24 protein-coding genes and 1 riboswitch are annotated in these 24,220 nt (G+C 52.7%); of the genes, 11 read left to right on the top strand and 13 right to left on the bottom strand.

The features are described 5' to 3' along the window. Nucleotides 1–13 precede the first annotated feature (13 nt). From araD to araB, 3 genes are all read right to left on the bottom strand, one after another. A complete protein-coding gene (gene araD / locus AACU19_RS04315; protein ID WP_000888658.1) occupies nt 14–709 on the bottom strand; it encodes an L-ribulose-5-phosphate 4-epimerase in 696 nt (231 codons plus the stop codon). 168 nt (nt 710–877) lie between these two features. Then, the gene (gene araA, locus AACU19_RS04310; RefSeq protein WP_105278721.1) at nt 878–2,380 is read right to left on the bottom strand and encodes an L-arabinose isomerase; all 1,503 of its coding nucleotides are present in this window, start codon (nt 2,378–2,380) and stop codon (nt 878–880) included. A 10-nt stretch (nt 2,381–2,390) separates the two neighbouring features. Further along, complete coding sequence (gene araB, locus AACU19_RS04305) at nt 2,391–4,091, bottom strand: ribulokinase (protein ID WP_105278720.1); 1,701 nt, start codon at nt 4,089–4,091, stop codon at nt 2,391–2,393. Nucleotides 4,092–4,429: 338 nt separating this feature from the next. On the opposite strand from araB, the gene araC reads away from it, so the two are divergent. Next, nucleotides 4,430–5,308, top strand: coding sequence for an arabinose operon transcriptional regulator AraC (araC, locus tag AACU19_RS04300; RefSeq protein WP_001561401.1), 879 nt, complete (start codon nt 4,430–4,432; stop codon nt 5,306–5,308). 85 nt (nt 5,309–5,393) lie between these two features. Beyond that, nucleotides 5,394–6,158, top strand: coding sequence for a DedA family protein (locus AACU19_RS04295; RefSeq protein WP_001148408.1), 765 nt, complete (start codon nt 5,394–5,396; stop codon nt 6,156–6,158). A gap of 112 nt (nt 6,159–6,270) precedes the next feature. On the opposite strand, the gene thiQ is transcribed toward AACU19_RS04295, so the two are convergent. The 4 genes from thiQ to sgrR all read right to left on the bottom strand — a co-directional run bounded on the left by thiQ (nt 6,271) and on the right by sgrR (nt 11,341). Then, the gene (thiQ, locus tag AACU19_RS04290) at nt 6,271–6,969 is read right to left on the bottom strand and encodes a thiamine ABC transporter ATP-binding protein ThiQ (RefSeq protein WP_000916262.1); all 699 of its coding nucleotides are present in this window, start codon (nt 6,967–6,969) and stop codon (nt 6,271–6,273) included. Next, nucleotides 6,953–8,563 carry a thiamine/thiamine pyrophosphate ABC transporter permease ThiP gene (thiP, locus tag AACU19_RS04285; protein ID WP_105278719.1) on the bottom strand — a complete coding sequence of 537 codons (1,611 nt, stop codon included), beginning with the start codon at nt 8,561–8,563 and terminating at the stop codon, nt 6,953–6,955. Before thiP ends, thiQ begins: the two co-directional genes overlap by 17 nt. Next, nucleotides 8,539–9,522, bottom strand: coding sequence for a thiamine ABC transporter substrate binding subunit (gene thiB / locus AACU19_RS04280; protein ID WP_001355216.1), 984 nt, complete (start codon nt 9,520–9,522; stop codon nt 8,539–8,541). The genes thiP and thiB overlap by 25 nt, the downstream gene beginning before the upstream one ends. Nucleotides 9,523–9,552: 30 nt before the next feature. Next, a riboswitch (TPP riboswitch) is annotated at nt 9,553–9,652 on the bottom strand. Nucleotides 9,653–9,685: 33 nt separating this feature from the next. Continuing rightward, nucleotides 9,686–11,341 (bottom strand): DNA-binding transcriptional regulator SgrR, encoded by a 1,656-nt coding sequence (gene sgrR / locus AACU19_RS04275; RefSeq protein ID WP_105278718.1) that lies wholly within the window; start codon nt 11,339–11,341, stop codon nt 9,686–9,688. An 88-nt stretch (nt 11,342–11,429) separates the two neighbouring features. On the opposite strand from sgrR, the gene sgrT reads away from it, so the two are divergent. After that, nucleotides 11,430–11,561: a glucose uptake inhibitor SgrT gene (gene sgrT, locus AACU19_RS04270; protein ID WP_001248772.1), complete on the top strand. Its 132-nt coding sequence runs from the start codon at nt 11,430–11,432 to the stop codon at nt 11,559–11,561. Between the two features lie 107 nt (nt 11,562–11,668). Here the strand turns inward: sgrT and leuD are convergent, their stop codons facing one another. From leuD to leuL, 5 genes are all read right to left on the bottom strand, one after another. Further along, a complete protein-coding gene (leuD, locus tag AACU19_RS04265) occupies nt 11,669–12,274 on the bottom strand; it encodes a 3-isopropylmalate dehydratase small subunit (RefSeq protein ID WP_000818231.1) in 606 nt (201 codons plus the stop codon). 10 nt (nt 12,275–12,284) lie between these two features. Next, nucleotides 12,285–13,685: a 3-isopropylmalate dehydratase large subunit gene (leuC, locus tag AACU19_RS04260; RefSeq protein ID WP_001140645.1), complete on the bottom strand. Its 1,401-nt coding sequence runs from the start codon at nt 13,683–13,685 to the stop codon at nt 12,285–12,287. 2 nt (nt 13,686–13,687) lie between these two features. Next, nucleotides 13,688–14,779 carry a 3-isopropylmalate dehydrogenase gene (gene leuB, locus AACU19_RS04255; protein ID WP_000042368.1) on the bottom strand — a complete coding sequence of 364 codons (1,092 nt, stop codon included), beginning with the start codon at nt 14,777–14,779 and terminating at the stop codon, nt 13,688–13,690. Beyond that, nucleotides 14,779–16,350, bottom strand: a complete 1,572-nt coding sequence (gene leuA, locus AACU19_RS04250; protein ID WP_000082846.1) for a 2-isopropylmalate synthase — start codon at nt 16,348–16,350, stop codon at nt 14,779–14,781. Before leuA ends, leuB begins: the two co-directional genes overlap by 1 nt. Before the next feature lie 92 nt (nt 16,351–16,442). Then, the gene (leuL, locus tag AACU19_RS04245) at nt 16,443–16,529 is read right to left on the bottom strand and encodes a leu operon leader peptide (protein WP_001300467.1); all 87 of its coding nucleotides are present in this window, start codon (nt 16,527–16,529) and stop codon (nt 16,443–16,445) included. Nucleotides 16,530–17,187: 658 nt separating this feature from the next. On the opposite strand from leuL, the gene leuO reads away from it, so the two are divergent. Beyond that, a complete protein-coding gene (gene leuO, locus AACU19_RS04240) occupies nt 17,188–18,132 on the top strand; it encodes a transcriptional regulator LeuO (protein ID WP_001353461.1) in 945 nt (314 codons plus the stop codon). 154 nt (nt 18,133–18,286) lie between these two features. Here leuO and AACU19_RS04235 read toward each other — a convergent pair whose 3' ends face one another. Continuing rightward, a complete protein-coding gene (locus tag AACU19_RS04235; protein ID WP_175565144.1) occupies nt 18,287–18,331 on the bottom strand; it encodes a hypothetical protein in 45 nt (14 codons plus the stop codon). Between the two features lie 117 nt (nt 18,332–18,448). Between AACU19_RS04235 and ilvI the strand changes: the two genes are divergently transcribed. The 7 genes from ilvI (at nt 18,449) to ftsL (ending at nt 24,215) form a co-directional block, all read left to right on the top strand. Then, complete coding sequence (gene ilvI, locus AACU19_RS04230) at nt 18,449–20,173, top strand: acetolactate synthase 3 large subunit (protein WP_105278717.1); 1,725 nt, start codon at nt 18,449–18,451, stop codon at nt 20,171–20,173. 2 nt (nt 20,174–20,175) lie between these two features. After that, a complete protein-coding gene (gene ilvN, locus AACU19_RS04225; protein ID WP_001252744.1) occupies nt 20,176–20,667 on the top strand; it encodes an acetolactate synthase small subunit in 492 nt (163 codons plus the stop codon). Nucleotides 20,668–20,678: 11 nt separating this feature from the next. Further along, the gene (locus tag AACU19_RS04220) at nt 20,679–20,765 is read left to right on the top strand and encodes a hypothetical protein (protein WP_032160836.1); all 87 of its coding nucleotides are present in this window, start codon (nt 20,679–20,681) and stop codon (nt 20,763–20,765) included. An 81-nt stretch (nt 20,766–20,846) separates the two neighbouring features. Beyond that, nucleotides 20,847–21,851, top strand: a complete 1,005-nt coding sequence (gene cra, locus AACU19_RS04215; RefSeq protein WP_000762400.1) for a catabolite repressor/activator — start codon at nt 20,847–20,849, stop codon at nt 21,849–21,851. Between the two features lie 600 nt (nt 21,852–22,451). Further along, nucleotides 22,452–22,910 (top strand): division/cell wall cluster transcriptional repressor MraZ, encoded by a 459-nt coding sequence (gene mraZ / locus AACU19_RS04210; RefSeq protein WP_001295770.1) that lies wholly within the window; start codon nt 22,452–22,454, stop codon nt 22,908–22,910. A gap of 1 nt (nt 22,911) precedes the next feature. Beyond that, complete coding sequence (gene rsmH, locus AACU19_RS04205) at nt 22,912–23,853, top strand: 16S rRNA (cytosine(1402)-N(4))-methyltransferase RsmH (protein ID WP_000970479.1); 942 nt, start codon at nt 22,912–22,914, stop codon at nt 23,851–23,853. Continuing rightward, nucleotides 23,850–24,215, top strand: a complete 366-nt coding sequence (gene ftsL, locus AACU19_RS04200) for a cell division protein FtsL (RefSeq protein ID WP_000625658.1) — start codon at nt 23,850–23,852, stop codon at nt 24,213–24,215. Before rsmH ends, ftsL begins: the two co-directional genes overlap by 4 nt. Nucleotides 24,216–24,220 lie beyond the last annotated feature (5 nt).

Raw genomic sequence — 24,220 nt, 5'->3', positions numbered from 1 at the left:
TTTTATACAGTCATTACTGGCCGTAATAGGCTTTTGCACCATGCTTACGCAGATAGTGTTTATCCAGCAATGTTTGCTGCATATCAGGCAGTTGCGGAGCAAGCTGGCGGCAGAAAATCCCCATATAAGCGACTTCTTCCAGCACGATGGCGTTATGCACTGCGTCTTCAGCGTTTTTACCCCATGCAAACGGGCCGTGAGAATGGACCAGAACGCCAGGCATTTGCGCTGCGTCGATACCCTGTTTTTCGAAGGTTTCAACGATGACGTTACCGGTTTCCCACTCATATTCGCCGTTGATTTCTGCATCTGTCATTTTGCGAGTGCAGGGAATGGTGCCGTAGAAATAGTCGGCGTGGGTGGTGCCGGTTGCCGGGATTGACTGGCCCGCCTGCGCCCAGATGGTGGCATGGCGGGAGTGCGTATGCACAATGCCGCCAATGGACGGGAATGCCTGATAGAGCAGCCGGTGAGTTGGCGTATCGGAGGAGGGCTTTTTCGTACCTTCTACCACTTCACCGGTTTCGATGCTGACCACGACCATATCGTCAGCGGTCATGATGCTGTAATCGACGCCGGAAGGTTTGATTACAAAGACGCCGCGCTCGCGATCAACGGCGCTGACGTTGCCCCAGGTCAGCGTGACCAGGTTGTGTTTTGGCAGCGCCAGGTTGGCTTCTAAAACCTGACGTTTGAGATCTTCTAACATGTTGACTCCTGAGAGGTCGTTTCCCCTCACCCCGGCCCTCTCCCCAAAGGGGCGAGGGGGAAAAGAATGCCGGATGCGCTTTGCTTATCCGGCCTACAAAATCACAGCGCGTAGGCCAGATAAGACGCGTCAGCGTCGCATCAGGCGTTACATACCTGATGCAGCTACTTAGCGACGAAACCCGTAATACACTTCGTTCCAGCGCAGCGCGTCTTTAAACGCTGGCAGGCGGGTGTCGTTATCAATCACCGTGATTTCAATGTCGTGCATCTCGGCAAACTGGCGCATATCGTTGAGGTTCAGCGCATGGCTGAAGACGGTATGGTGTGCGCCACCGGCAAGGATCCACGCTTCGGAAGCGGTTGGCATATCCGGTTGCGCTTTCCACAGCGCATTCGCCACTGGCAGTTTCGGCAAGGAGTGCGGAGTTTTCACCGTGTCGATGCAGTTAACCAGCAGACGATAACGATCGCCGAGATCAATCAGGCTGGCGACAATGGCCGGACCGGTTTGGGTGTTGAAGATTAGGCGGGCCGGGTCGTCTTTACCACCAATACCGAGGTGCTGAACGTCGAGGATCGGTTTCTCTTCTGCGGCGATCGACGGGCAGACTTCCAGCATGTGGGAGCCGAGCACCAGGTCATTACCTTTCTCGAAGTGGTAGGTATAGTCCTCCATAAAAGAGGTGCCGCCCTGCAGACCGGTTGACATCACCTTCATGATGCGAAGCAGGGCGGCAGTTTTCCAGTCGCCTTCGCCCGCAAAGCCGTAGCCCTGCTGCATCAGACGCTGCACGGCCAGGCCTGGAAGCTGCTTCAGACCGTGCAAATCTTCAAAGGTGGTGGTGAACGCATGGAAGCCACCTTGTTCCAGGAAACGCTTCATCCCCAGCTCAATACGCGCAGCTTCCAGCACGTTCTGCCGTTTTTCGCCGTGGATTTGTGTCGCAGGCGTCATGGTGTAGCAGCTTTCGTACTCATCGACCAGCGCGTTAACATCGCCATCGCTGATGGAGTTCACCACCTGCACCAGATCGCCAACTGCCCAGGTATTGACGGAGAAACCGAATTTGATTTGTGCGGCAACTTTATCGCCATCGGTGACCGCTACTTCACGCATGTTATCGCCAAAGCGGCAAACTTTCAGATGACGGGTATCCTGTTTAGAGACCGCCTGACGCATCCATGAGCCGATACGCTCATGTGCCTGTTTATCCTGCCAGTGACCGGTAACGACGGCATGTTGCTGACGCATACGCGCACCAATGAAGCCGAACTCGCGACCGCCATGTGCGGTCTGGTTCAGGTTCATAAAGTCCATATCGATACTGTCCCACGGCAGCGCCGCGTTGAACTGGGTGTGGAATTGCAGCAACGGTTTGTTGAGCATGGTCAGGCCGTTAATCCACATTTTGGCTGGAGAGAAGGTGTGCAGCCATACCACCAGACCTGCACAACGATCGTCGTAATTCGCGTCGCGGCAAATAGCGGTGATTTCATCCGGCGTGGTGCCCAGCGGTTTCAGCACCAGTTTGCAGGGCAGTTTCGCTTCCGTATTCAGCGCATTAACGACGTGTTCGGCATGTTGGGTGACCTGACGTAGGGTTTCCGGACCATACAGATGCTGGCTGCCAATTACAAACCACACTTCATAATTATCAAAAATTGTCATTGTCGTGTCCTTATAGAGTCGGAACGGCCTGGGCAGCCTGTGCCGGGGCGGAAGTTGGAAGATAGTGTTGTTCGGCGCTCATCGCCCATTGCTGATAGCGGCGATAAAGCTGTTCAAAGCGTTGTGCCTGTTCGCTGCGAGGTTGCAGGGTTTTCTCTACCGCACTGGCCATTTTTTGCTGTGCTGATGGGATATCTGCGTGCACTTTCGCGGCGACGGCAGCAAAAATCGCCGCACCGAGCGCACAGCACTGGTCAGAGGCAACAATTTGCAGCGGGCGATTCAGCACGTCGCAGCAGGCCTGCATAATGACCTGGTTTTTGCGCGCGATGCCGCCCAGCGCCATCACGTTATTAACGGCGATCCCCTGATCGGTAAAGCACTCCATGATTGCGCGTGCGCCAAAGGCGGTGGCGGCAATTAAACCGCCGAACAGCAGCGGAGCGTCGGTAGCGAGGTTCAGATCGGTAATCACCCCTTTCAGGCGTTGGTTAGCGTTCGGTGTGCGGCGGCCGTTAAACCAGTCGAGCACCACCGGCAGGTGATCCAGAGACGGATTTTTGGCCCATGCTTCGGTCAGCGCCGGAAGCAGTTGTTTCTGGCTGGCGTTGATTTGCTCTTTCAGTTCCGGATGCTGGGCGGCAAGCTGTTCCAGCGGCCAGCCGAGTACGCGACCGAACCAGGCGTAGATATCACCAAACGCCGACTGACCTGCTTCCAGACCGATAAATCCAGGCACCACGCTGCCATCAACCTGACCGCAAATGCCTTTAACTGCCCGCTCGCCAACGCTCTGTTTGTCGGCAATCAGAATGTCGCAGGTGGAAGTACCGATAACTTTTACCAGAGCGTTAGGCTGTGCGCCTGCGCCAACTGCGCCCATATGGCAGTCAAACGCGCCGCCGGAAATCACCACGCTTTCAGGCAGGCCGAGACGCTGTGCCCATTCCGGGCATAACGTGCCCACTGGAATATCGGCAGTCCAGGTGTCAGTGAACAGCGGGGAAGGCAAATGGCGATTGAGGATCGGGTCCAGTTCGTCAAAGAAACTGGCTGGCGGCAGGCCGCCCCAGCTTTCGTGCCACAGAGATTTATGTCCGGCGCTGCAACGTCCGCGGCGAATATCCTGCGGGCGCGTGGTGCCACTGAGCAGGGCGGGCACCCAGTCGCAAAGTTCAATCCACGATGCGGCAGATTGCGCCACGGCGCTGTCCTGGCGAGTCACATGCAGGATTTTTGCCCAGAACCATTCGCTGGAATAAATACCGCCAATATAGCGGGAGTAGTCAACTTTGCCCGGCGCGTGACACAAACGGGTGATCTCTTCCGCTTCTTCAACCGCGGTGTGGTCTTTCCACAATACGAACATCGCGTTCGGGTTTTCGGCAAACTCCGGGCGCAGCGCCAGTACATTACCGTCGGCGTCAATCGGTGCGGGCGTCGAGCCGGTTGTGTCAACGCCAATCCCGACCACGGTTGCGCGCTGCTCGGCGCTAAGCTCTGCAAGCACGGTTTTCAGCGCCGCTTCCATTGACTCAATGTAGTCACGCGGATGATGACGGAACTGGTTATTTGGGGCATCACAAAATTGCCCTTTCTGCCAACGGGGATACCACTCTACGCTGGTGGCGATCTCCTTACCGGTGGCGCAGTCCACCGCCAAAGCTCGCACAGAATCACTGCCAAAATCGAGGCCAATTGCAATCGCCATCGTTTCACTCCATCCAAAAAAACGGGTATGGAGAAACAGTAGAGAGTTGCGAAAAAAAGCGTCAGGTAGGATCCGCTAATCTTATGGATAAAAATGCTATGGCATAGCAAAGTGTGACGCCGTGCAAATAATCAATGTGGACTTTTCTGCCGTGATTATAGACACTTTTGTTACGCGTTTTTGTCATGGCTTTGGTCCCGCTTTGTTACAGAATGCTTTTAATAAGCGGGGTTACCGGTTGGATTAGCGAGAAGAGCCAGTAAAAGACGCAGTGACGGCAATGTCTAATGCAATATGGACAATTGGTTTCTTCTCTGAATGGCGGGAGTATGAAAAGTATGGCTGAAGCGCAAAATGATCCCCTGCTGCCGGGATACTCGTTTAACGCCCATCTGGTGGCGGGTTTAACGCCGATTGAGGCCAACGGTTATCTCGATTTTTTTATCGACCGACCGCTGGGAATGAAGGGTTATATTCTCAATCTCACCATTCGCGGTCAGGGAGTGGTGAAGAATCAGGGACGAGAATTTGTCTGCCGACCGGGTGATATTTTGCTGTTCCCGCCAGGAGAGATTCATCACTACGGTCGTCATCCGGAGGCTCGCGAATGGTATCACCAGTGGGTTTACTTTCGTCCGCGCGCCTACTGGCATGAATGGCTTAACTGGCCGTCAATATTTGCCAATACGGGTTTCTTTCGCCCGGATGAAGCGCACCAGCCGCATTTCAGCGATTTGTTCGGGCAAATCATTAATGCCGGACAAGGGGAAGGACGCTATTCGGAATTGCTGGCGATAAATCTGCTTGAGCAATTGTTACTGCGGCGCATGGAAGCGATTAACGAGTCGCTCCACCCACCGATGGATAATCGGGTACGCGAGGCTTGTCAGTACATTAGCGATCACCTCGCAGACAGCAATTTTGATATTGCCAGCGTAGCGCAGCATGTCTGCCTGTCGCCGTCGCGTCTGTCACATCTGTTCCGCCAACAGTTAGGGATTAGTGTCTTAAGCTGGCGCGAGGACCAACGCATTAGTCAGGCGAAGCTGCTTTTGAGCACCACCCGGATGCCTATCGCTACCGTCGGTCGCAATGTTGGCTTTGACGATCAACTTTATTTCTCGCGGGTATTTAAAAAATGCACCGGGGCCAGCCCAAGTGAGTTCCGTGCCGGTTGTGAAGAAAAAGTGAATGATGTAGCCGCCAAGTTGTCATAATTGGTAACGAATCAGACAATTGACGGCTTGACGGAGTAGCATAGGGTTTGCAGAATCCCTGCTTCGTCCATTTGACAGGCACATTATGCAAGCATTGCTGGAACACTTTATTACCCAATCCACCGTGTATTCATTGATGGCGGTGGTGTTGGTGGCCTTTCTGGAGTCGCTGGCGCTGGTCGGTTTGATTCTACCCGGTACGGTGCTGATGGCGGGGCTGGGAGCGCTGATTGGCAGCGGCGAGTTAAGTTTCTGGCACGCCTGGCTGGCAGGGATCGTCGGTTGCCTGCTGGGCGACTGGATCTCCTTCTGGCTGGGCTGGCGTTTTAAAAAGCCGTTGCATCGCTGGTCGTTTCTGAAGAAGAACAAAGCATTACTCGATAAAACTGAACATGCGTTGCATCAACACAGCATGTTTACCATTCTGGTCGGTCGTTTTGTCGGCCCGACGCGTCCGCTGGTGCCAATGGTGGCGGGAATGTTGGATCTCCCGGTGGCGAAATTTATTACGCCAAATATTATCGGCTGCCTGTTATGGCCGCCGTTTTACTTCCTGCCGGGGATTCTGGCGGGCGCGGCGATCGATATTCCTGCCGGAATGCAGAGTGGCGAGTTTAAATGGTTGCTGCTGGCAACAGCGGTGTTTTTGTGGGTTGGTGGCTGGCTGTGCTGGCGGTTATGGCGCAGCGGAAAGGTAACTGATCGTTTAAGTCATTATTTGTCGCGCGGTCATTTGTTGTGGTTGACACCGTTGATTTCTGCCATCGGCGTGGTGGCGCTGGTGGTGTTAATTCGCCACCCGTTGATGCCGGTATATATCGATATTTTGCGGAAAGTGGTTGGGGTTTAGGGGATAGTCTGTGCGGGTTGCCTGATGCGACGCTTGCCGCGTCTTATCAGGCCTACAAAACGCACTGTCCGTAGGTCGGATAAGGCGTTCACGCCGCATCCGACAGTGCATACTAACCCGTAATCCCCAATATTGCCGAAGCACTCGCCTTACCGCTCAACAATTCTTCAGTCTTACCCTGCCAGGCGATGCGCCCGTCGGCGACCACCACCGAGCGTGTGGCGATCCGCGCCGCATCTTCCACACTGTGCGACACCATCAATAGCGTCATTTTTTGCTGCTGGCAGCTCGTGCTCACCAGCGTCAGCATCTCCTGACGTAACGCCGGATCGAGCGCAGAGAACGGTTCATCGAGCAATAAAATCGGCTGTTCGCGCACCAGACAACGCGCTAACGCCACGCGCTGTCGCTGACCGCCAGAAAGCTCGCCCGGTAATCGCGCCATTAAATTATCAATCCCCATCTGGCGGGCGATAGCATGCATTTTCTCCTGCTGCGCCGCGTTCAGCTTCAATCCAGGATTAAGCCCCAGCCCGATGTTCTGCGCGACCGTCAGGTGACTGAACAGGTTGTTCTCCTGAAACAGCATCGATACCGGACGGCGTGACGGCGGCGTAGTGGTGTGATCAATACCATCGATAGTCAGCGAACCGCTGGCTGGCGTCAGAAAACCGGCGATCAAATTTAGCAGGGTACTTTTACCCGCGCCGCTTGGCCCGAGGATCGCCACCTGCTCGCCGGGTTCCACCGTTAAGCTAAAACGCATCGGCAAATGGTGATAAAGCCAGGTGATATCAGTCAGTTTTAACATTTCGCCCCGGTAGTTTTTCAATCACGGTAAACAGCAGAAAACAGAGCAGCAGCAGAATTAACGCGGTCACCGCACCGTCCTGGCTACGATAGGAGCCAATTTGCTGGTAGAGATAAAACGGCAGGGTACGGAAATCATCGTTACCGAACAACGCCACCACGCCAAAATCACCAATCGACAGCACACACGCAAAGGCCAGCGCCTGCGCCAGCGGACGTTTCAGGGCGCGCAGCTCCACCACTTTTAAGCGCGACCAGCCTTCAATGCCCAGCGACTGACAAAGCATGCTATAGCGGGCAGTGATATCGCGCATCGGGTTTTCCAGCACTTTCAGCGCATAAGGGATGGCCATTAACGCATTGGTGAAAATCACGATGCCGTCAGCAGATTGTGGCAGGCCGATGGTGTTGTTGAGCAGTAAAAAGAAGCCCGTTGCCAGCACAATCCCCGGCATGGCGAGGATCAGCATTCCGCTCATCTCCAGCGCCTGACCCGCCAGCATTTTTTGCCGTGCCCGCAATTCGCGACTGCTCCATAGCAGCATCATGGTCAGCACTACGCATAATACGCCTGCCGCCAGCGCAATACGCAACGAGGTCCACAGCGCCTGCCACAGCACCGGCTGCGCCAGCACTTCCGGCAACTGGCGATTTATCCCATCGACGAGCACCGCCAGTAACGGTGGCAGCAACAGCAACAGCGCCAGCACAATTAACACCGTGTCGCAAATGCGGCTATGCAGACGGTCGTCCGGGTCGTGCCAGCCTTGCAGCAGCGTGGTGCCGGGCGCAATGGCTTTACTTAGTCGCTGACTCAACAGCACCAGCCCAAGGCAACATATCATCTGGATCAGCGCCAGCATCGCCGCGCGGGCAGGATCGTAGTCGTAACTCAGCGCCTGATAAATAGCCAGCTCGATAGTGGTCGCCTGCGGACCACCGCCCAGCGACAGCACGGTGGCGAAGCTGGCGAAACAGAGCATAAAGATCAGCGCAGCAACCGGCGGGATTTGGCGCCGTAACCACGGCCATTCAACGAAGCGGAAAAAATGCCAGCCGCGCATGCCAAGCTGGGCAGCAAGCTGACGCTGTTCGCCGGGAATGTTTTCCAGTGCCTGGAGTAATAAGCGGCTCGCCATCGGCAGATTAAAAAATACGTGCGCCAGCAAAATACCTTGCAGGCCGTAGGGCGAAAAGGTCCACTCCAGACCGAGCGATTGGCAGAGTGATGCCAGCCAGCCCTGGCGACCATAGACGCTAAGAATGCCGAAAACAGCAACCAGCACCGGGAGGATCAAGGTCATTGCGCACAGACGCAACAGCGTCAGCCGACCCGGAAAGCGCCTGCGATAGAGCGCGCGGGCGAGGAATATCGCGGGTACGACAGAGAGCAGCGCCGAGAGAAACGCCTGCCAGAAGGAGAAGCGCACCACATGCCACAGGTAGCTGTCCTGCCAGATTGCCATCCAGTCACCCTGCGGCGCGTTCCACCACAGGGCGAGAAATGCCGCCAGTGCAACCGCCACCACAAGCGTAGCGGCGCTTACGCCTGGAATTAACCAGCCGGGAATTAACGGCTGACGGCGCGTTGCCATTCGCTAATCCATGCCTGACGTTGTGCCGCCACCTCGGCTGGCGTGAACTCCAGCGTGGTTGCCGGTTTGGTCAATTTTTCAAAACCGGCAGGCAGCGTGACGTTTGCCACCGGATACATCCAGTTGCCGGTTGGGATCGCATTCTGAAAAGCCGGAGAAACCATAAACTGGAGGAATTTTTGCGCCAGCTCCGGCTGTTTGCTGGCAGCGGTGCGGGCGGCGACTTCCACTTGCAAATAGTGACCTTCGCTGAAGTTCGCGGCGGCGTAGTTATCTTTCTTCTCTTCGAGAATGTGATAAGCCGGAGAGGTGGTGTAACTCAGTACCAGATCGCTTTCGCCTTTTAAAAACAGGCCGTAGGCTTCGCTCCAGCCTTTGGTGACCGTGACGGTTTTCTTCGCCAGCTTCTGCCAGGCTTGCGGGGCGTCATCGCCATAGACTTTTTGCATCCACAACAACAGGCCCAGGCCCGGCGTACTGGTACGCGGATCCTGATAAATCACTCGCCAGTTCTGATCGCTTTCAACCAATTCTTTCAGGCTTTGCGGCGGATTTTTCAGTTTGTTCTTGTCATAGACGAAGGCGAAGTAGCCGTAATCAAATGGGACAAAAGTGTCATTATTCCAGCCACCGGGAACGTTAACGGCATCCGCTGCCACACCGCTTTTAGCAAACAGCCCGGTTTTGCTGGCGGCATCTAACAGATTGTTATCCAGCCCCAGCACCACATCGGCTTTACTGTTTTTGCCTTCCATCCGCAGACGGTTGAGAAGCGAAACGCCATCTTCCAGCGCCACCAGTTTCAGTTCGCAATTACAGTCGGCTTCAAAGGCTTTTTTCACCACCGGACCTGGCCCCCAGTCGGCGGCGAAGGAATCGTAGGTATAAACAGTCAGAACGGGTTTAGCGAAAGCGGGTGCTGTACAGAGCAACAGCAGGGGAAGATATTTTTTTAACACTTTGCACCTCAAAGAAGAGTGGCAAAGGACTTGAGAAGGAGCCTCAAATCCCTTCGCCGGCGTTATCCGGATCAGGTTCGACGGGTATTTTCTCAGCGCACGCGTCTGCGTGGCACCCCGTTGAGAACGGCGTTAGTGTAGTGATTTTGTTATCAACCAGCAATCATGGATCCGGTGGCGCAAACCACGCGGATTTAAAATCGAACCAGCCGAGAGTGTTCATGCGCAGGCCGCGCATACTGCGTTGCCCCTGAATGATCAGCCAGTGGTGGATGAGCGGCACCATTGCTTTGCTGGCGACCAGTTGCTGGCACCAGTTCGCCAGATTCATTTCGCCATTGCGCCAGCGGGCGGCGTCGGCTTGCCAGTCGATCGGAATACAGTGTTGGAGCAGCGGCACTTCGCACAAATGCGCGAACAGCGAAAAATCCAGCGGCAGCGTAAAGTTGGCGCTGTTAAGCCAGATATCGCTCTCGATCTCTCCTTCGTACCACTGATCGTAGCTGATCTCTTTGATTTTCAGTGTGACCTGATAACTTGCCAGAATCTGCTGCATGATCCCGGCAATCACTCGATGCTCAATATGATCCTGATAAAAAGTCAGGGTGAGGTTTTCCAGCCCGGCGGGTTTTTCGCAATGCGTCGGGCGGGCATGATGCCAGCGGGGGAGCAGTCCATAAGCCGGAAACCACAGTTGCTGGTATTGTTCCTCGGCGAAATAGACCAGATTAGTTGGAGAAAGCACATAACTTACCCAGTCCCTGACTTGCTGATTCGCCCCACGATGGGTGCGGCTGTCGAACAGTAAATAGTAGCAACCTTCTTCCAGCCGACTTTCAATCTCTTTTTCCTCGCCCTGTGGACCTTTTAGCATCAGACCGCCGGCTGGCTCGTCGGCAATTTCTGGCAGAACCCAGACATTTACTTCGTCGATTAATGCGCGATAACCGAAGAAGTCATCGAATGCCTGAATTTTCAGTTGATTGGTGCTGTTGCGGATCACCGCATACGGACCGGTGCCGATGGGATGGCTGGCAAAGTTACTGAGGGTTTCCCATTCTCGTGGCAGGATCATCGCCGGAACTTGCCCCAGCAGTAACGGTAACCAGCGGTCCGGTTGCGTGAGATGGATATCCAGCGTCCAGGGCGTCGGCGACACAATGTCCGCAATATGCGAATAGAGCGGCAGCGTATTGATTCGTTTTAAAGAGGCGATCACATCGTCCATTTCCAGTTCACGACCATGATGAAAATGGACTCCTGGACGCAAAAAGAAGCGCCAGTGAAGCGGTGATATTTGCTGCCAGTGGTGGGCGATGTCTGCTTCCAGTTCCCCATTTTCCTCATTTATGCGCGTTAGCGAACTGAAGATTTGCCGGGCGATATGGGTTTCGGAACGGCGCAATGCGCTGCCAGGCAGCAGATTGCGCAACGGACGATAGTAGAGAACGCGCAGGATGTGCCGCCCCTGACGGAAGGTACGCCCCAGATGAGAAACCAGCATTTGCCGCACAGCCGCTTTGTCGCCAACCAGTTGCACCAACTGATCGATACGATCCTGCTCCAGTAAGTCTTCCGCCCGCTGTTGCTGAAGCGCCAGCCCGGTATAGAGGAATGTTAAACGTGAGCGTTTACCGCGCCCGACCTCCGCTTCCCACGTCAGCCAGCCGCGATCCTGCATGGTATTGAGCAGGGTGCGCATATGACGACGGGAGCAGCTCAATAACTCCGCTAGTTCGTTGAGCGTTGTGTCCTGCGATTTACCCTCGCAGCATTGCCACAGGCGGATGAACTGTTGTTGCAGACGAGCAGATGGCATAAAAGGGGAACTCCTGCGCAAAAGTCAGCAATTTTATTTTCCCTATATTAAGTCAATAATTCCTAACGATGAAGCAAGGAGGTGCCCCATGCGTCAGTTTTATCAGCACTATTTTACCGCGACAGCGACGTTGTGCTGGTTGCGTTGGTTAAGCGTCCCACAACGATTAACTATGCTTGAAGAACTGATGCAGTGGGAGGGGAGTCATTCTGACTACTGATTTGCGGACATCATGTGTGACTGAGTATTGGTGTTAATCGCCACGCCAGCAGTGATTATCTGCTGGCTTTTTTCTTTTTGGCGATTGAGTGCCGGACGGTTTACAAACTAACGCATAAACGCCGGTTGCTTCTCTTCATAAGACGCAATGGCGTCGTCGTGCTGCAGAGTCAGGCCGATGCTGTCCAGACCGTTCATCATGCAGTGGCGGCGGAAGGCATCGATGGTAAAGCGATAAGTTTTCTCTCCCGCTTTCACCTCTTGCGCTTCCAGGTCCACATCAAAATGAATCCCCGGATTGGCTTTCACCAGCGCAAACAACTCATCCACTTCTGCATCGCTTAATTTCACCGGCAGCAGCTGGTTGTTAAAGCTATTGCCGTAGAAGATGTCAGCAAAACTCGGCGCAATCACCACTTTAAAACCGTAATCAGTCAATGCCCACGGCGCATGCTCACGCGAGGAACCGCAGCCGAAGTTTTCTCGTGCCAGCAAAATGGAAGCGCCCTGATATTGCGGGAAGTTCAGCACGAAGTCCGGGTTTGGCTGTTGGCCTTTTTCATCCAGAAAACGCCAGTCATTAAACAGATGCGCGCCAAAACCAGTGCGCGTCACTTTCTGCAAAAACTGTTTCGGGATGATTGCATCGGTATCGACATTGGCGGCATCCAGCGGAACCACCAGGCCTGTGTGTTTGATAAATTTCTCTGCCATGGTGTGCTCCTTATTTAATGTTGCGAATGTCGGCGAAATGTCCGGTCACAGCAGCAGCGGCAGCCATTGCCGGGCTGACCAGATGCGTGCGCCCGCCGCGCCCCTGGCGGCCTTCAAAGTTACGGTTGCTGGTGGAGGCACAACGCTCGCCCGGATTCAGGCGGTCGTTGTTCATCGCCAGACACATTGAGCAGCCTGGCAAGCGCCATTCAAAACCGGCTTCGATAAAGATTTTGTCCAGACCTTCCGCTTCCGCCTGGGCTTTTACCGGACCAGAGCCGGGAACCACCAGTGCCTGCACGCCTGGTGCGACTTTCCGGCCTTTGGCGATTTCTGCCGCTGCGCGTAAATCTTCAATGCGCGAGTTGGTGCAGGAACCGATAAACACTTTGTCGATAGCCACTTCGGTCAGCGGAATACCCGGTTTCAGCCCCATATAGGCCAGCGCTTTTTCTGCCGACGCGCGTTCAACCGGATCGGCAAACGAAGCCGGATCGGGAATGTTGTCGTTCACGGAGATCACCTGACCGGGGTTAGTTCCCCATGTTACCTGCGGGGCGATCTCTTCTGCTTGCAGAGTGACAACGGTATCGAAAGTTGCGCCTTCGTCGGTTTGCAGAGTTTTCCAGTAGGCAACGGCGTCGTCGAAATCTTTACCTTTCGGCGCATGCAGACGGCCTTTAACATAGTTAAAGGTGGTTTCGTCCGGCGCAACCAGACCGGCTTTTGCGCCCATTTCGATTGCCATGTTGCACAGGGTCATACGACCTTCCATGCTTAAATCACGGATTGCTTCGCCGCAAAACTCCACCACATGCCCGGTACCGCCAGCGCTGCCGGTTTTACCGATAATCGCCAGCACAATATCTTTCGCGGTAATGCCCGGCGCAGCTTTGCCCTGGACTTCAATTTTCATGGTTTTCGCGCGCCCCTGTTTCAGGGTCTGCGTTGCCAGTACGTGTTCGACCTCGGATGTACCGATACCAAAGGCCAGTGCGCCAAACGCCCCGTGGGTGGCGGTATGTGAGTCGCCGCAGACAATGGTCATTCCTGGTAAGGTGACGCCCTGTTCCGGCCCCATTACGTGGACAATCCCCTGATATGGGTGATTCAGGTCATACAGTTCGACGCCAAACTCTTTGCAGTTTTTGATCAGTTCCTGCATCTGGATGCGCGCCATTTCACCGCAGGCATTAATGTCTTTAGTCTGAGTCGAGACGTTGTGATCCATGGTGGCGAAGGTTTTGCCCGGCTGACGTACCGGGCGACCGTGGGCGCGCAGACCATCGAACGCCTGCGGTGAGGTCACTTCATGCACCAGATGGCGGTCGATATATAACAGCGGGGTTTCATTTTCGGCTTCATACACTACGTGAGCGTCGAATAATTTTTCGTATAACGTCTTAGCCATGATTACACCCCTTCTGCCACATAGCGGGCAATGATATCGCCCATTTCATCGGTACTAACGGCGGCAGCGCCACGGGCTAAATCCCCGGTGCGAATGCCTTCTTCTAACGCGCGGTTAATGGCGCGTTCAATGGCGGAAGCCGCATCATCGGCATCCAGGCTGTAACGCAGCAGCAGCGCCAGCGACAGAATTTGTGCAATCGGGTTGGCGATGTTTTTGCCTGCGATATCGGGTGCCGAGCCGCCCGCCGGTTCATACAGACCAAAACCTTGCTCGTTCAGGCTGGCGGAAGGCAACATGCCCATCGAGCCTGTGATCATCGCGCATTCATCAGACAGAATGTCGCCAAACAGGTTGGAGCACAGCAGTACGTCAAACTGCGACGGATCTTTAATCAGCTGCATGGTAGCGTTGTCGATGTACATATGCGCCAGTTCGACATCCGGATACTCCGTGGCGATCTCGTTAACAATCTCCCGCCATAAAATAGAGGATTGCAGCACATTGGCTTTGTCGATTGAGGTGACTTTGCGACGACGCTTGCGGGCAGATTCAAACGCGATACGGGCAATGCGCTCGATCTCAAAACGGTGATACACCTCGGTATCAAACGCTTTTTCATATTGTCCACTACCTTCGCGGCCTTTTGGTTGACCGAAATAGATGCCGCCGGTCAGTTCGCGCACACACAGGATGTCGAAGCCGTTAGCGGCAATGTCAGCACGCAGCGGACAGAATGCTTCCAGCCCCTGATACAGTTTTGCCGGACGCAGGTTGCTGAATAATTTGAAGTGCTTACGCAAAGGCAACAGCGCGCCGCGTTCTGGTTGCTGGTCTGGCGGCAAATGTTCCCATTTCGGGCCGCCCACCGAGCCAAACAGCACGGCATCGGCTTGCTCACAACCTTCAACCGTCGCAGGCGGCAGCGGCTGCCCGTGGTTATCAATGGCTGCGCCGCCTACATCGTAATGGCTGGTGGTGATACGCATCGCAAAGCGGTTACGCACGGCATCCAGCACTTTCAGTGCCTGGGTCATCACTTCCGGCCCGATCCCATCTCCGGGTAAAACGGCAATATGGTAATTCTTCGACATCACACGGTTTCCTTGTTGTTTTCGTTGTGTTGAGCTTTGCGTTGCAACTCTTTTTCGACTTCTGCGGCGCGCCAGATATTGTTCAGTACGTGCACCATGGCTTTGGCGGAGGACTCGACAATATCGGTGGCCAGGCCGACGCCGTGGAAGCGGCGACCGTTGTAGTTGGCGACAATATCCACCTGACCCAGCGCATCTTTACCGTGACCTTTGGCGGTCAGGCTGTATTTCACCAGTTCGACGTTATAGTCAGTGATGCGGTTAATCGCCTGATAGACGGCATCGACCGGACCATTACCGTTGGCAGCTTCCGCTTTAACTTCCTCGCCACAGGCCAGTTTGACGGCGGCAGTGGCAATATCGTTAGAACCAGACTGCACGCTGAAGTAATCCAGACGGAAATGCTCCGGCTCTTCTTGCTGCTTACCGATGAAGGCCAGCGCCTCCAGATCGTAATCAAACACCTGACCTTTTTTGTCCGCCAGCTTCAGGAAGGCATCGTACAAATTGTCTAAATTATATTCACTTTCTTTATACCCCATCTCATCCATGCGGTGTTTTACTGCCGCACGACCGGAACGAGAGGTCAGATTCAGCTGGATTTGGTTCAGACCAATAGATTCTGGTGTCATGATTTCGTAGTTTTCGCGGTTTTTCAGCACGCCATCCTGGTGGATACCGGAGGAGTGTGCGAATGCGCCGCTGCCAACAATGGCTTTGTTTGCCGGGATCGGCATATTACAAATCTGGCTAACTAACTGGCTGGTGCGCCATATTTCCTGGTGATTAATGGCGGTATGAACGTTAAGAATATCCTTACGTACTTTGATCGCCATGATCACTTCTTCCAGCGAACAGTTACCGGCTCGCTCGCCGATCCCATTCATTGCACCTTCCACCTGGCGCGCTCCGGCATGTACCGCCGCCAGTGAGTTGCCAACTGCCAGGCCTAAATCGTCGTGGGTATGTACGGAGATAATGGCTTTGTCGATGTTAGGCACGCGTTCATACAGGCCGCTGATGATTCCGGCGAACTCAAATGGCATGGTGTAGCCCACGGTGTCCGGAATGTTGATGGTGGTGGCACCGGCATTAATCGCCGCTTCAACCACGCGCGCCAGATCGGCAATGGGTGTGCGTCCGGCATCTTCGCAAGAAAATTCAACATCATCGGTGTAATTACGGGCGCGTTTCACCATATAGATAGCACGTTCGATCACTTCGTCCAGCGTGCTGCGCAGCTTGGTGGCGATGTGCATTGGCGAAGTGGCAATAAAGGTATGGATACGGAAGGCTTCGGCAACTTTCAGAGATTCAGCTGCCACGTCGATATCCTTTTCCACGCAGCGAGCTAACGCACATACGCGGCTGTTTTTGACCTGGCGGGCGATGGTCTGCACCGATTCGAAATCGCCCGGCGAAGAGACGGGGAAACCGACTTCCATCACGTCAACACCCATACGCTCAAGGGCCAGCGCAATTTGCAGTTTTTCTTTCACACTCAAGCTTGCCTGTAACGCCTGTTCACCGTCGCGCAATGTGGTATCGAAAATAATGACTTGCTGGCTCATGGTTTGGGTCCTTGTCTCTTTTTGAGCGCCTCGCTTCGGGCATAAAAAAACCCGCGCAATGGCGCGGGTTTTTTGTTTGACTGCGTGCTGGCTTAATGCTGAATGCCGCTCACTCGTCTACCGCGCAAAGAAGATGCGTTTAGTAGTAGTAGACCGATAAAGCGAACGATGTGAGTCATTAAATCAGCTCCAGATGAATACGATATGCTTTTAGAGTTACTGGATACAAAAACGGATGTCAACCCTGACGCAACAAAAACGTTCCGCCAGAGTGAGTTCTGCATTCGTCAAATTAGCTAATTGTGCTGCAGTGGTTAAAACAAGCGATATTAATTTCTGCTTAACCACCGACGCTTTTCATCGGTTGACATATTTCAGAATAAATTTTTGTATCTAATCAACGAGGAAAAGGGGGATAAAATGCACGCGTTACAAAACCTATCTTGATGATTTGTATTGAATTATATGTTTTGCTAATTTTTTGATATTCATTTGGTGAATATTATTGTTCGATTAATGTTAAGAATTAATGCATTAAACATATAAATTAATTATTAAAAAAGCACATTTAATCCATTTTGTGGATGATTGAGTATTCGCGGTAGTTATGATTAGATTGCTTTCGCAACAAAAACATTATGGATTATTATGCTGCGGTAAATGACTCTTTACTCGGCAATGGGTTCTGTTTTTATAAGAACCCGTATCTTTATGTTTTCCTAATTTTTCTCATTTTCCTTTTTCTTATTTTATATGCATGATAAATCATATTCTCGAGGATTATTTCTCTGCATTCCAATAAGGGAAAGGGAGTTAAGTGTGACAGTGGAGTTAAGTATGCCAGAGGTACAAACAGAGCAACCAGAGACGGCGGAGTTAAGCAAGCCACAACTACGCATGGTCGATCTCAACTTATTAACCGTTTTCGATGCCGTGATGCAGGAGCAAAACATCACCCGTGCCGCTCATGTTCTGGGGATGTCGCAACCTGCAGTCAGTAACGCGGTTGCACGCCTGAAGGTGATGTTTAATGACGAGCTTTTTGTTCGTTATGGCCGTGGCATTCAACCGACTGCTCGCGCATTTCAACTTTTTGGTTCAGTTCGTCAGGCATTGCAATTAGTACAAAATGAATTGCCAGGTTCAGGTTTTGAACCCGCGAGCAGTGAACGTGTATTTCATCTTTGTGTTTGCAGTCCGTTAGACAGCATTCTGACCTCGCAGATTTATAATCACATTGAGCAAACTGCGCCAAATATACATGTTATGTTCAAGTCTTCATTAAATCAGAACACTGAACATCAACTGCGTTATCAGGAAACGGAGTTTGTGATTAGTTATGAAGACTTCCATCGTCCTGAATTTACCAGTGTGCCATTATTTAAAGATGAAATGGTGCTGGTAGCCAGCAAAAATCATCCAACAATTAAAGGCCCGTTACTGAAACATGATGTTTATAACGAACAACATGCGGCAGTTTCGCTCGATCGTTTCGCGTCATTTAGTCAACCGTGGTATGACACGGTAGATAAACAAGCCAGTATCGCGTATCAGGGCATGGCAATGATGAGTGTACTGAGCGTGGTGTCGCAAACGCATCTGGTCGCTATTGCGCCGCGTTGGCTGGCTGAAGAGTTCGCTGAATCTTTAGAGTTACAGGTATTACCGCTGCCATTAAAACAAAATAGCAGAACCTGTTATCTCTCCTGGCATGAAGCTGCCGGGCGCGACAAAGGCCATCAGTGGATGGAAGAGCAATTAGTCTCAATTTGCAAACGCTAACTGAATGCAGAATAGGTCAGATATTGATTACTGATTTATTCTGTATTTTTTATTGAATATAGAATTTTATTCTGAATGTGTGAGTTCACTATTTTAGGATTAATTAAAAAAATAGAGAAATTGCTGTAAGTTGTGGGATTTAGCCGATTTATTATCAATTTAATCCTCCGTAATGGAGGATTTTATCGTTTCTTTTCACCTTTCCTCCTGTTTATTCTTATTACCTCGTATTTATGTCTCTGGCTACCAATTGCTTAAGCAAGATCGGGCGGTTAATGTGTTTTACACATTTTTCCGTTAAACAGTGAGGCAGGCCATGGAGATGTTGTCTGGAGCCGAGATGGTCGTCCGATCGCTTATCGATCAGGGCGTTAAACAAGTATTCGGTTATCCCGGAGGCGCGGTCCTTGATATTTACGATGCATTGCATACCGTGGGTGGTATCGATCATGTATTAGTTCGTCATGAGCAGGCGGCGGTGCATATGGCCGATGGTCTGGCACGCGCGACCGGGGAAGTCGGCGTCGTGCTGGTAACATCGGGGCCAGGGGCGACCAATGCGATTACCGGCATCGCCACCGCTTATATGGACTCCATTCCCTTGGTTGTTCTTTCCGGGCAGGTAGCAACTTCGTTGATAGGCTACGATGCTTTTCAGGAGTGCGACATGGTGGGAATTTCCCGCCCAGTGGTGAAGCACAGTTTTCTGGTTAATCAAACGGAAGACATTCCGCAGGTGCTGAAAAAGGCTTTTTGGCTGGCGGCAAGTGGTCGCCCTGGACCAGTGGTCGTTGATTTACCGAAAGATATTCTTAATCCTGCGAACAAATTACCCTACGTCTGGCCGGAGTCGGTCAGTATGCGGTCTTACAATCCCACGACCTCCGGACATAAAGGGCAAATTAAGCGCGCTCTGCAAACGCTGGTGGCGGCAAAAAAACCGGTTGTGTATGTAGGCGGTGGGGCAATCACGGCGGGCTGCCATCAGCAGTTGAAAGACACGGTGGAGGCGTTGAATCTGCCCGTTGTTTCCTCATTAATGGGGCTGGGGGCGTTTCCGGCAACGCATCGTCAGGCTCTGGGCATGCTGGGAATGCACGGCACCTACGAAGCCAATATGACGATGCATAACGCGGATGTGATTTTCGCCGTCGGGGTACGTTTTGATGACCGAACGACGAACAATCTGGCAAAGTACTGCCCAAATGCCACGGTTTTGCATATCGATATTGATCCTACCTCCATTTCTAAAACCGTGACTGCTGATATCCCGATTGTTGGAGATGCCCGCCAGGTCCTTGAACAAATGCTTGAACTCCTGTCGCAAGAATCCGCCCATCAACCGCTGGATGAGATCCGCGACTGGTGGCAGCAGATTGAACAGTGGCGCGCTCGTCAGTGCCTGAAATATGACACTCACAGTGAAAAGATTAAACCGCAGGCGGTTATCGAGACTCTTTGGCGGCTGACGAAGGGGGACGCTTACGTGACGTCTGATGTCGGGCAGCACCAGATGTTCGCCGCACTTTATTATCCTTTCGACAAACCGCGTCGCTGGATTAACTCTGGTGGCCTCGGCACGATGGGGTTTGGTTTACCTGCGGCACTGGGTGTCAAAATGGCGCTGCCAGAAGAAACCGTGGTTTGCGTCACTGGTGACGGCAGTATTCAGATGAACATTCAGGAACTGTCTACCGCCTTGCAATACGAGTTGCCGGTATTGGTGGTGAATCTCAATAATCGCTATCTGGGGATGGTGAAGCAGTGGCAGGACATGATCTATTCCGGCCGTCATTCACAATCTTATATGCAATCGCTACCCGATTTCGTCCGTCTGGCGGAAGCCTATGGGCATGTTGGGATCCAGATTTCTCATCCGCAAGAGCTGGAAAGCAAACTTAGCGAGGCGCTGGAACAGGTGCGCAATAATCGTCTGGTCTTTGTTGATGTTACCGTCGATGGCAGTGAGCACGTCTACCCGATGCAGATTCGCGGGGGCGGAATGGATGAAATGTGGTTAAGCAAAACGGAGAGAACCTGATTATGCGCCGGATATTATCAGTCTTACTCGAAAATGAATCAGGCGCGTTATCCCGCGTGATTGGCCTTTTTTCCCAACGTGGGTACAACATTGAAAGCCTGACCGTTGCGCCCACCGATGATCCGACATTATCGCGTATGACCATCCAGACCGTGGGCGATGAAAAAGTGCTTGAGCAGATCGAAAAGCAATTACACAAACTGGTCGATGTCTTGCGCGTGAGCGAGCTGGGGCAGGGGGCGCACGTCGAGCGGGAAATCATGCTGGTGAAAATTCAGGCCAGCGGCTACGGACGTGACGAAGTGAAGCGCAATACGGAAATATTTCGTGGGCAAATCATCGATGTCACGCCATCGCTTTACACCGTCCAACTGGCAGGCACCAGCGATAAGCTTGATGCATTTTTAGCATCGATTCGCGATGTGGCGAAAATTGTGGAAGTTGCTCGCTCTGGCGTGGTCGGACTTTCGCGCGGCGATAAAATAATGCGTTGAGAATGATCTCAATGCGCAATTTGCAGCCCAACATGTCACGTTGGGCTTTTTTTGCGAATTCAGTGGGAACCTGGAATAAAAGCAGTTGCCGCAGTTAATTTTCTGCGCTTAGATGTTAATGAATTTAACCCATACCAGTACAATGGCTATGGTTTTTACATTTTACGCAAGGGGCAATTGTGAAACTGGATGAAATCGCTCGGCTAGCGGGAGTGTCGCGGACCACTGCAAGCTATGTTATTAACGGCAAAGCGAAGCAATACCGTGTGAGCGACAAAACCGTTGAAAAAGTCATGGCTGTGGTGCGTGAGCACAATTACCACCCGAACGCCGTGGCAGCTGGGCTTCGTGCTGGACGCACACGTTCTATTGGTCTTGTGATCCCCGATCTGGAGAACACCAGCTATACCCGCATCGCTAATTATCTTGAACGTCAGGCGCGGCAACGGGGTTATCAACTGCTGATTGCTTGCTCAGAAGATCAGCCAGACAACGAAATGCGTTGTATTGAGCATCTTCTACAGCGTCAGGTTGATGCCATTATTGTTTCGACGTCGTTGCCACCAGAGCATCCTTTTTATCAACGCTGGGCTAACGACCCGTTCCCGATTGTCGCGCTGGATCGCGCCCTCGATCGTGAACACTTCACCAGCGTGGTTGGTGCCGATCAGGATGATGCCGAAATGCTGGCGGAAGAGTTACGTAAGTTTCCCGCCGAGACGGTGCTTTATCTTGGCGCGCTGCCGGAGCTTTCTGTGAGCTTCTTGCGTGAGCAAGGTTTCCGTACTGCCTGGAAAGATGATCCGCGCGAGGTGCATTTCCTTTATGCCAACAGCTATGAGCGGGAGGCGGCTGCCCAGTTATTCGAAAAATGGCTGGAAACGCATCCGATGCCGCAGGCGCTGTTCACAACGTCGTTTGCGTTGTTGCAAGGGGTGATGGATGTCACGCTGCGTCGCGATGGCAAACTGCCTTCTGACCTGGCAATTGCCACCTTTGGCGATAACGAACTGCTCGACTTCTTACAGTGCCCGGTGCTGGCAGTGGCTCAACGTCACCGCGATGTCGCAGAGCGTGTGCTGGAAATTGTCCTGGCAAGCCTGGACGAACCGCGTAAGCCAAAACCTGGGTTAACGCGCATTAAACGTAATCTCTATCGCCGCGGCGTGCTCAGCCGTAACTAAGCCGCGAACAAAAATACGCGCCAGTGAATTTCTCATTGGTGCGTCGAGTACGGGAATGGACATCAATATCCTTAAAGTAAATAAGACTATTCCTGGCTATTATTGATAAATGCTTTTAAACCCGCCCATTAATTAACTCACCTGCTGAAATTCATAATAATTAAGCAATATTGACAGAGCGTTTTTGCATTATTTTGTTACATGCAGAGATGAATTGCCGATTTAACAAACACTTTTCTTTGCTTTTGCGCAAACCTGCTGGCATCAAGCGCCACACAGACGCAACAGGGACTGTTAACCGGGGAAGATATGTCCTAAAATGCCGCTCGCGTCGCAAACTGACACTTTATATTTGCTGTGGAAAATAGTTAGTCATTTTAAAACGGTGATGACCATGAGGGATTTTTTCTTACAGCTATTCATAACGTTAATTTGCTTCGCACGTTGGACGTAAAATAAACAACGCTGATATTAGCCGTAAACATCGGGTTTTTTACCTCGGTATGCCTTGTGACTGGCTTGACAAGCTTTTCCTCCGCTCCGTAAACTCCTTTCAGTGGGAAATTGTGGGGCAAAGTGGGAATAAGGGGTGAGGCTGGCATGTTCCGGGGAGCAACGTTAGTCAATCTCGACAGCAAAGGGCGCTTATCAGTGCCTACCCGTTATCGGGAACAGCTGCTTGAGAACGCTGCCGGTCAAATGGTTTGCACCATTGACATTCATCACCCGTGCCTGCTGCTTTACCCCCTGCCTGAATGGGAAATTATCGAGCAAAAATTATCGCGTCTGTCGAGCATGAACCCGGTTGAGCGCCGTGTGCAGCGCCTTCTGTTAGGTCATGCCAGCGAATGTCAGATGGATGGCGCCGGTCGATTGTTAATCGCGCCAGTACTGCGGCAACATGCCGGTCTGACAAAAGAAGTGATGCTGGTTGGACAGTTCAACAAGTTTGAGCTGTGGGATGAAACAACCTGGCATCAACAGGTCAAGGAAGATATCGACGCAGAGCAGTTGGCTACTGGAGACTTATCGGAGCGACTGCAGGACTTGTCTCTATAAAATGATGGAAAACTATAAACATACTACGGTGCTGCTGGATGAAGCCGTTAATGGCCTCAATATCCGTCCTGATGGCATCTACATTGATGGGACTTTTGGTCGCGGTGGTCACTCACGTCTGATCCTCTCGCAGCTTGGCGAAGAGGGGCGTTTGCTGGCGATCGATCGCGACCCGCAGGCTATCGCCGTTGCGAAGACTATTGATGATCCGCGCTTCTCCATCATCCACGGACCTTTCTCCGCGCTGGGCGAATATGTTGCCGAGCGCGATCTTATCGGCAAGATCGACGGCATTCTCCTCGATCTTGGCGTCTCTTCACCGCAACTTGATGATGCTGAACGCGGCTTTTCCTTTATGCGCGATGGTCCGCTGGACATGCGTATGGACCCAACCCGTGGGCAGTCAGCCGCTGAATGGCTACAAACCGCAGAAGAAGCCGATATCGCCTGGGTATTGAAAACCTATGGTGAAGAGCGTTTTGCCAAACGCATTGCCCGCGCCATTGTCGAGCGAAACCGCGAACAGCCGATGACCCGCACCAAAGAACTGGCGGAAGTCGTGGCTGCCGCAACGCCGGTGAAAGATAAGTTTAAACATCCCGCGACCCGTACCTTCCAGGCGGTGCGCATTTGGGTAAACAGTGAACTGGAGGAGATAGAGCAGGCGCTAAAAAGCTCGCTCAACGTGCTGGCCCCGGGGGGGCGGCTCTCGATCATCAGCTTCCACTCGCTGGAAGACCGCATTGTGAAGCGCTTTATGCGTGAAAACAGCCGTGGTCCGCAAGTTCCGGCAGGGTTACCGATGACTGAAGAGCAGCTCAAAAAACTGGGTGGCCGTCAGCTGCGAGCACTAGGCAAGTTAATGCCGGGCGAAGAAGAGGTGGCTGAGAACCCTCGTGCCCGTAGTTCAGTTCTGCGTATTGCAGAGAGGACGAACGCATGATCAGCAGAGTGACAGAAGCTCTAAGCAAAGTTAAAGGATCGATGGGAAGCCACGAGCGCCATGCATTGCCTGGTGTTATCGGTGACGATCTATTGCGATTTGGGAAGCTGCCACTCTGCCTGTTCATTTGCATTATTTTGACGGCGGTGACCGTGGTAACCACGGCGCACCACACCCGTTTGCTGACCGCTCAGCGCGAACAACTGGTGCTGGAGCGAGATGCTTTAGACATTGAATGGCGCAACCTGATCCTTGAAGAGAATGCGCTCGGCGACCATAGCCGGGTGGAAAGGATCGCCACGGAAAAGCTGCAAATGCAGCATGTTGATCCGTCACAAGAAAATATCGTAGTGCAAAAATAAGGATA

The organism is Escherichia sp. MOD1-EC4550 (assembly GCF_963876935.1).
GTDB lineage: Bacteria > Pseudomonadota > Gammaproteobacteria > Enterobacterales > Enterobacteriaceae > Escherichia > Escherichia coli_F.
The sequence above is the reverse complement of the archived record's forward strand: the minus strand, read 5'-3'. Positions and strand labels throughout refer to the sequence as shown.

Excerpts from the sequence above, each read along its gene's own strand:
- araD (WP_000888658.1), bottom strand. The coding sequence starts at position 709 with ATGTTAGAAGATCTCAAACGTCAGGTTTTAGAAGCCAACCTGGCGCTG.
- araA (WP_105278721.1), bottom strand. The coding sequence starts at position 2,380 with ATGACAATTTTTGATAATTATGAAGTGTGGTTTGTAATTGGCAGCCAG.
- araB (WP_105278720.1), bottom strand. The coding sequence starts at position 4,091 with ATGGCGATTGCAATTGGCCTCGATTTTGGCAGTGATTCTGTGCGAGCT.
- araC (WP_001561401.1), top strand. The coding sequence starts at position 4,430 with ATGGCTGAAGCGCAAAATGATCCCCTGCTGCCGGGATACTCGTTTAAC.
- AACU19_RS04295 (WP_001148408.1), top strand. The coding sequence starts at position 5,394 with ATGCAAGCATTGCTGGAACACTTTATTACCCAATCCACCGTGTATTCA.
- thiQ (WP_000916262.1), bottom strand. The coding sequence starts at position 6,969 with ATGTTAAAACTGACTGATATCACCTGGCTTTATCACCATTTGCCGATG.
- thiP (WP_105278719.1), bottom strand. The coding sequence starts at position 8,563 with ATGGCAACGCGCCGTCAGCCGTTAATTCCCGGCTGGTTAATTCCAGGC.
- sgrR (WP_105278718.1), bottom strand. The coding sequence starts at position 11,341 with ATGCCATCTGCTCGTCTGCAACAACAGTTCATCCGCCTGTGGCAATGC.
- sgrT (WP_001248772.1), top strand. The coding sequence starts at position 11,430 with ATGCGTCAGTTTTATCAGCACTATTTTACCGCGACAGCGACGTTGTGC.
- leuD (WP_000818231.1), bottom strand. The coding sequence starts at position 12,274 with ATGGCAGAGAAATTTATCAAACACACAGGCCTGGTGGTTCCGCTGGAT.
- leuC (WP_001140645.1), bottom strand. The coding sequence starts at position 13,685 with ATGGCTAAGACGTTATACGAAAAATTATTCGACGCTCACGTAGTGTAT.
- leuB (WP_000042368.1), bottom strand. The coding sequence starts at position 14,779 with ATGTCGAAGAATTACCATATTGCCGTTTTACCCGGAGATGGGATCGGG.
- leuA (WP_000082846.1), bottom strand. The coding sequence starts at position 16,350 with ATGAGCCAGCAAGTCATTATTTTCGATACCACATTGCGCGACGGTGAA.
- leuL (WP_001300467.1), bottom strand. The coding sequence starts at position 16,529 with ATGACTCACATCGTTCGCTTTATCGGTCTACTACTACTAAACGCATCT.
- leuO (WP_001353461.1), top strand. The coding sequence starts at position 17,188 with ATGCCAGAGGTACAAACAGAGCAACCAGAGACGGCGGAGTTAAGCAAG.
- ilvI (WP_105278717.1), top strand. The coding sequence starts at position 18,449 with ATGGAGATGTTGTCTGGAGCCGAGATGGTCGTCCGATCGCTTATCGAT.
- ilvN (WP_001252744.1), top strand. The coding sequence starts at position 20,176 with ATGCGCCGGATATTATCAGTCTTACTCGAAAATGAATCAGGCGCGTTA.
- AACU19_RS04220 (WP_032160836.1), top strand. The coding sequence starts at position 20,679 with ATGCGCAATTTGCAGCCCAACATGTCACGTTGGGCTTTTTTTGCGAAT.
- mraZ (WP_001295770.1), top strand. The coding sequence starts at position 22,452 with ATGTTCCGGGGAGCAACGTTAGTCAATCTCGACAGCAAAGGGCGCTTA.
- rsmH (WP_000970479.1), top strand. The coding sequence starts at position 22,912 with ATGATGGAAAACTATAAACATACTACGGTGCTGCTGGATGAAGCCGTT.
- ftsL (WP_000625658.1), top strand. The coding sequence starts at position 23,850 with ATGATCAGCAGAGTGACAGAAGCTCTAAGCAAAGTTAAAGGATCGATG.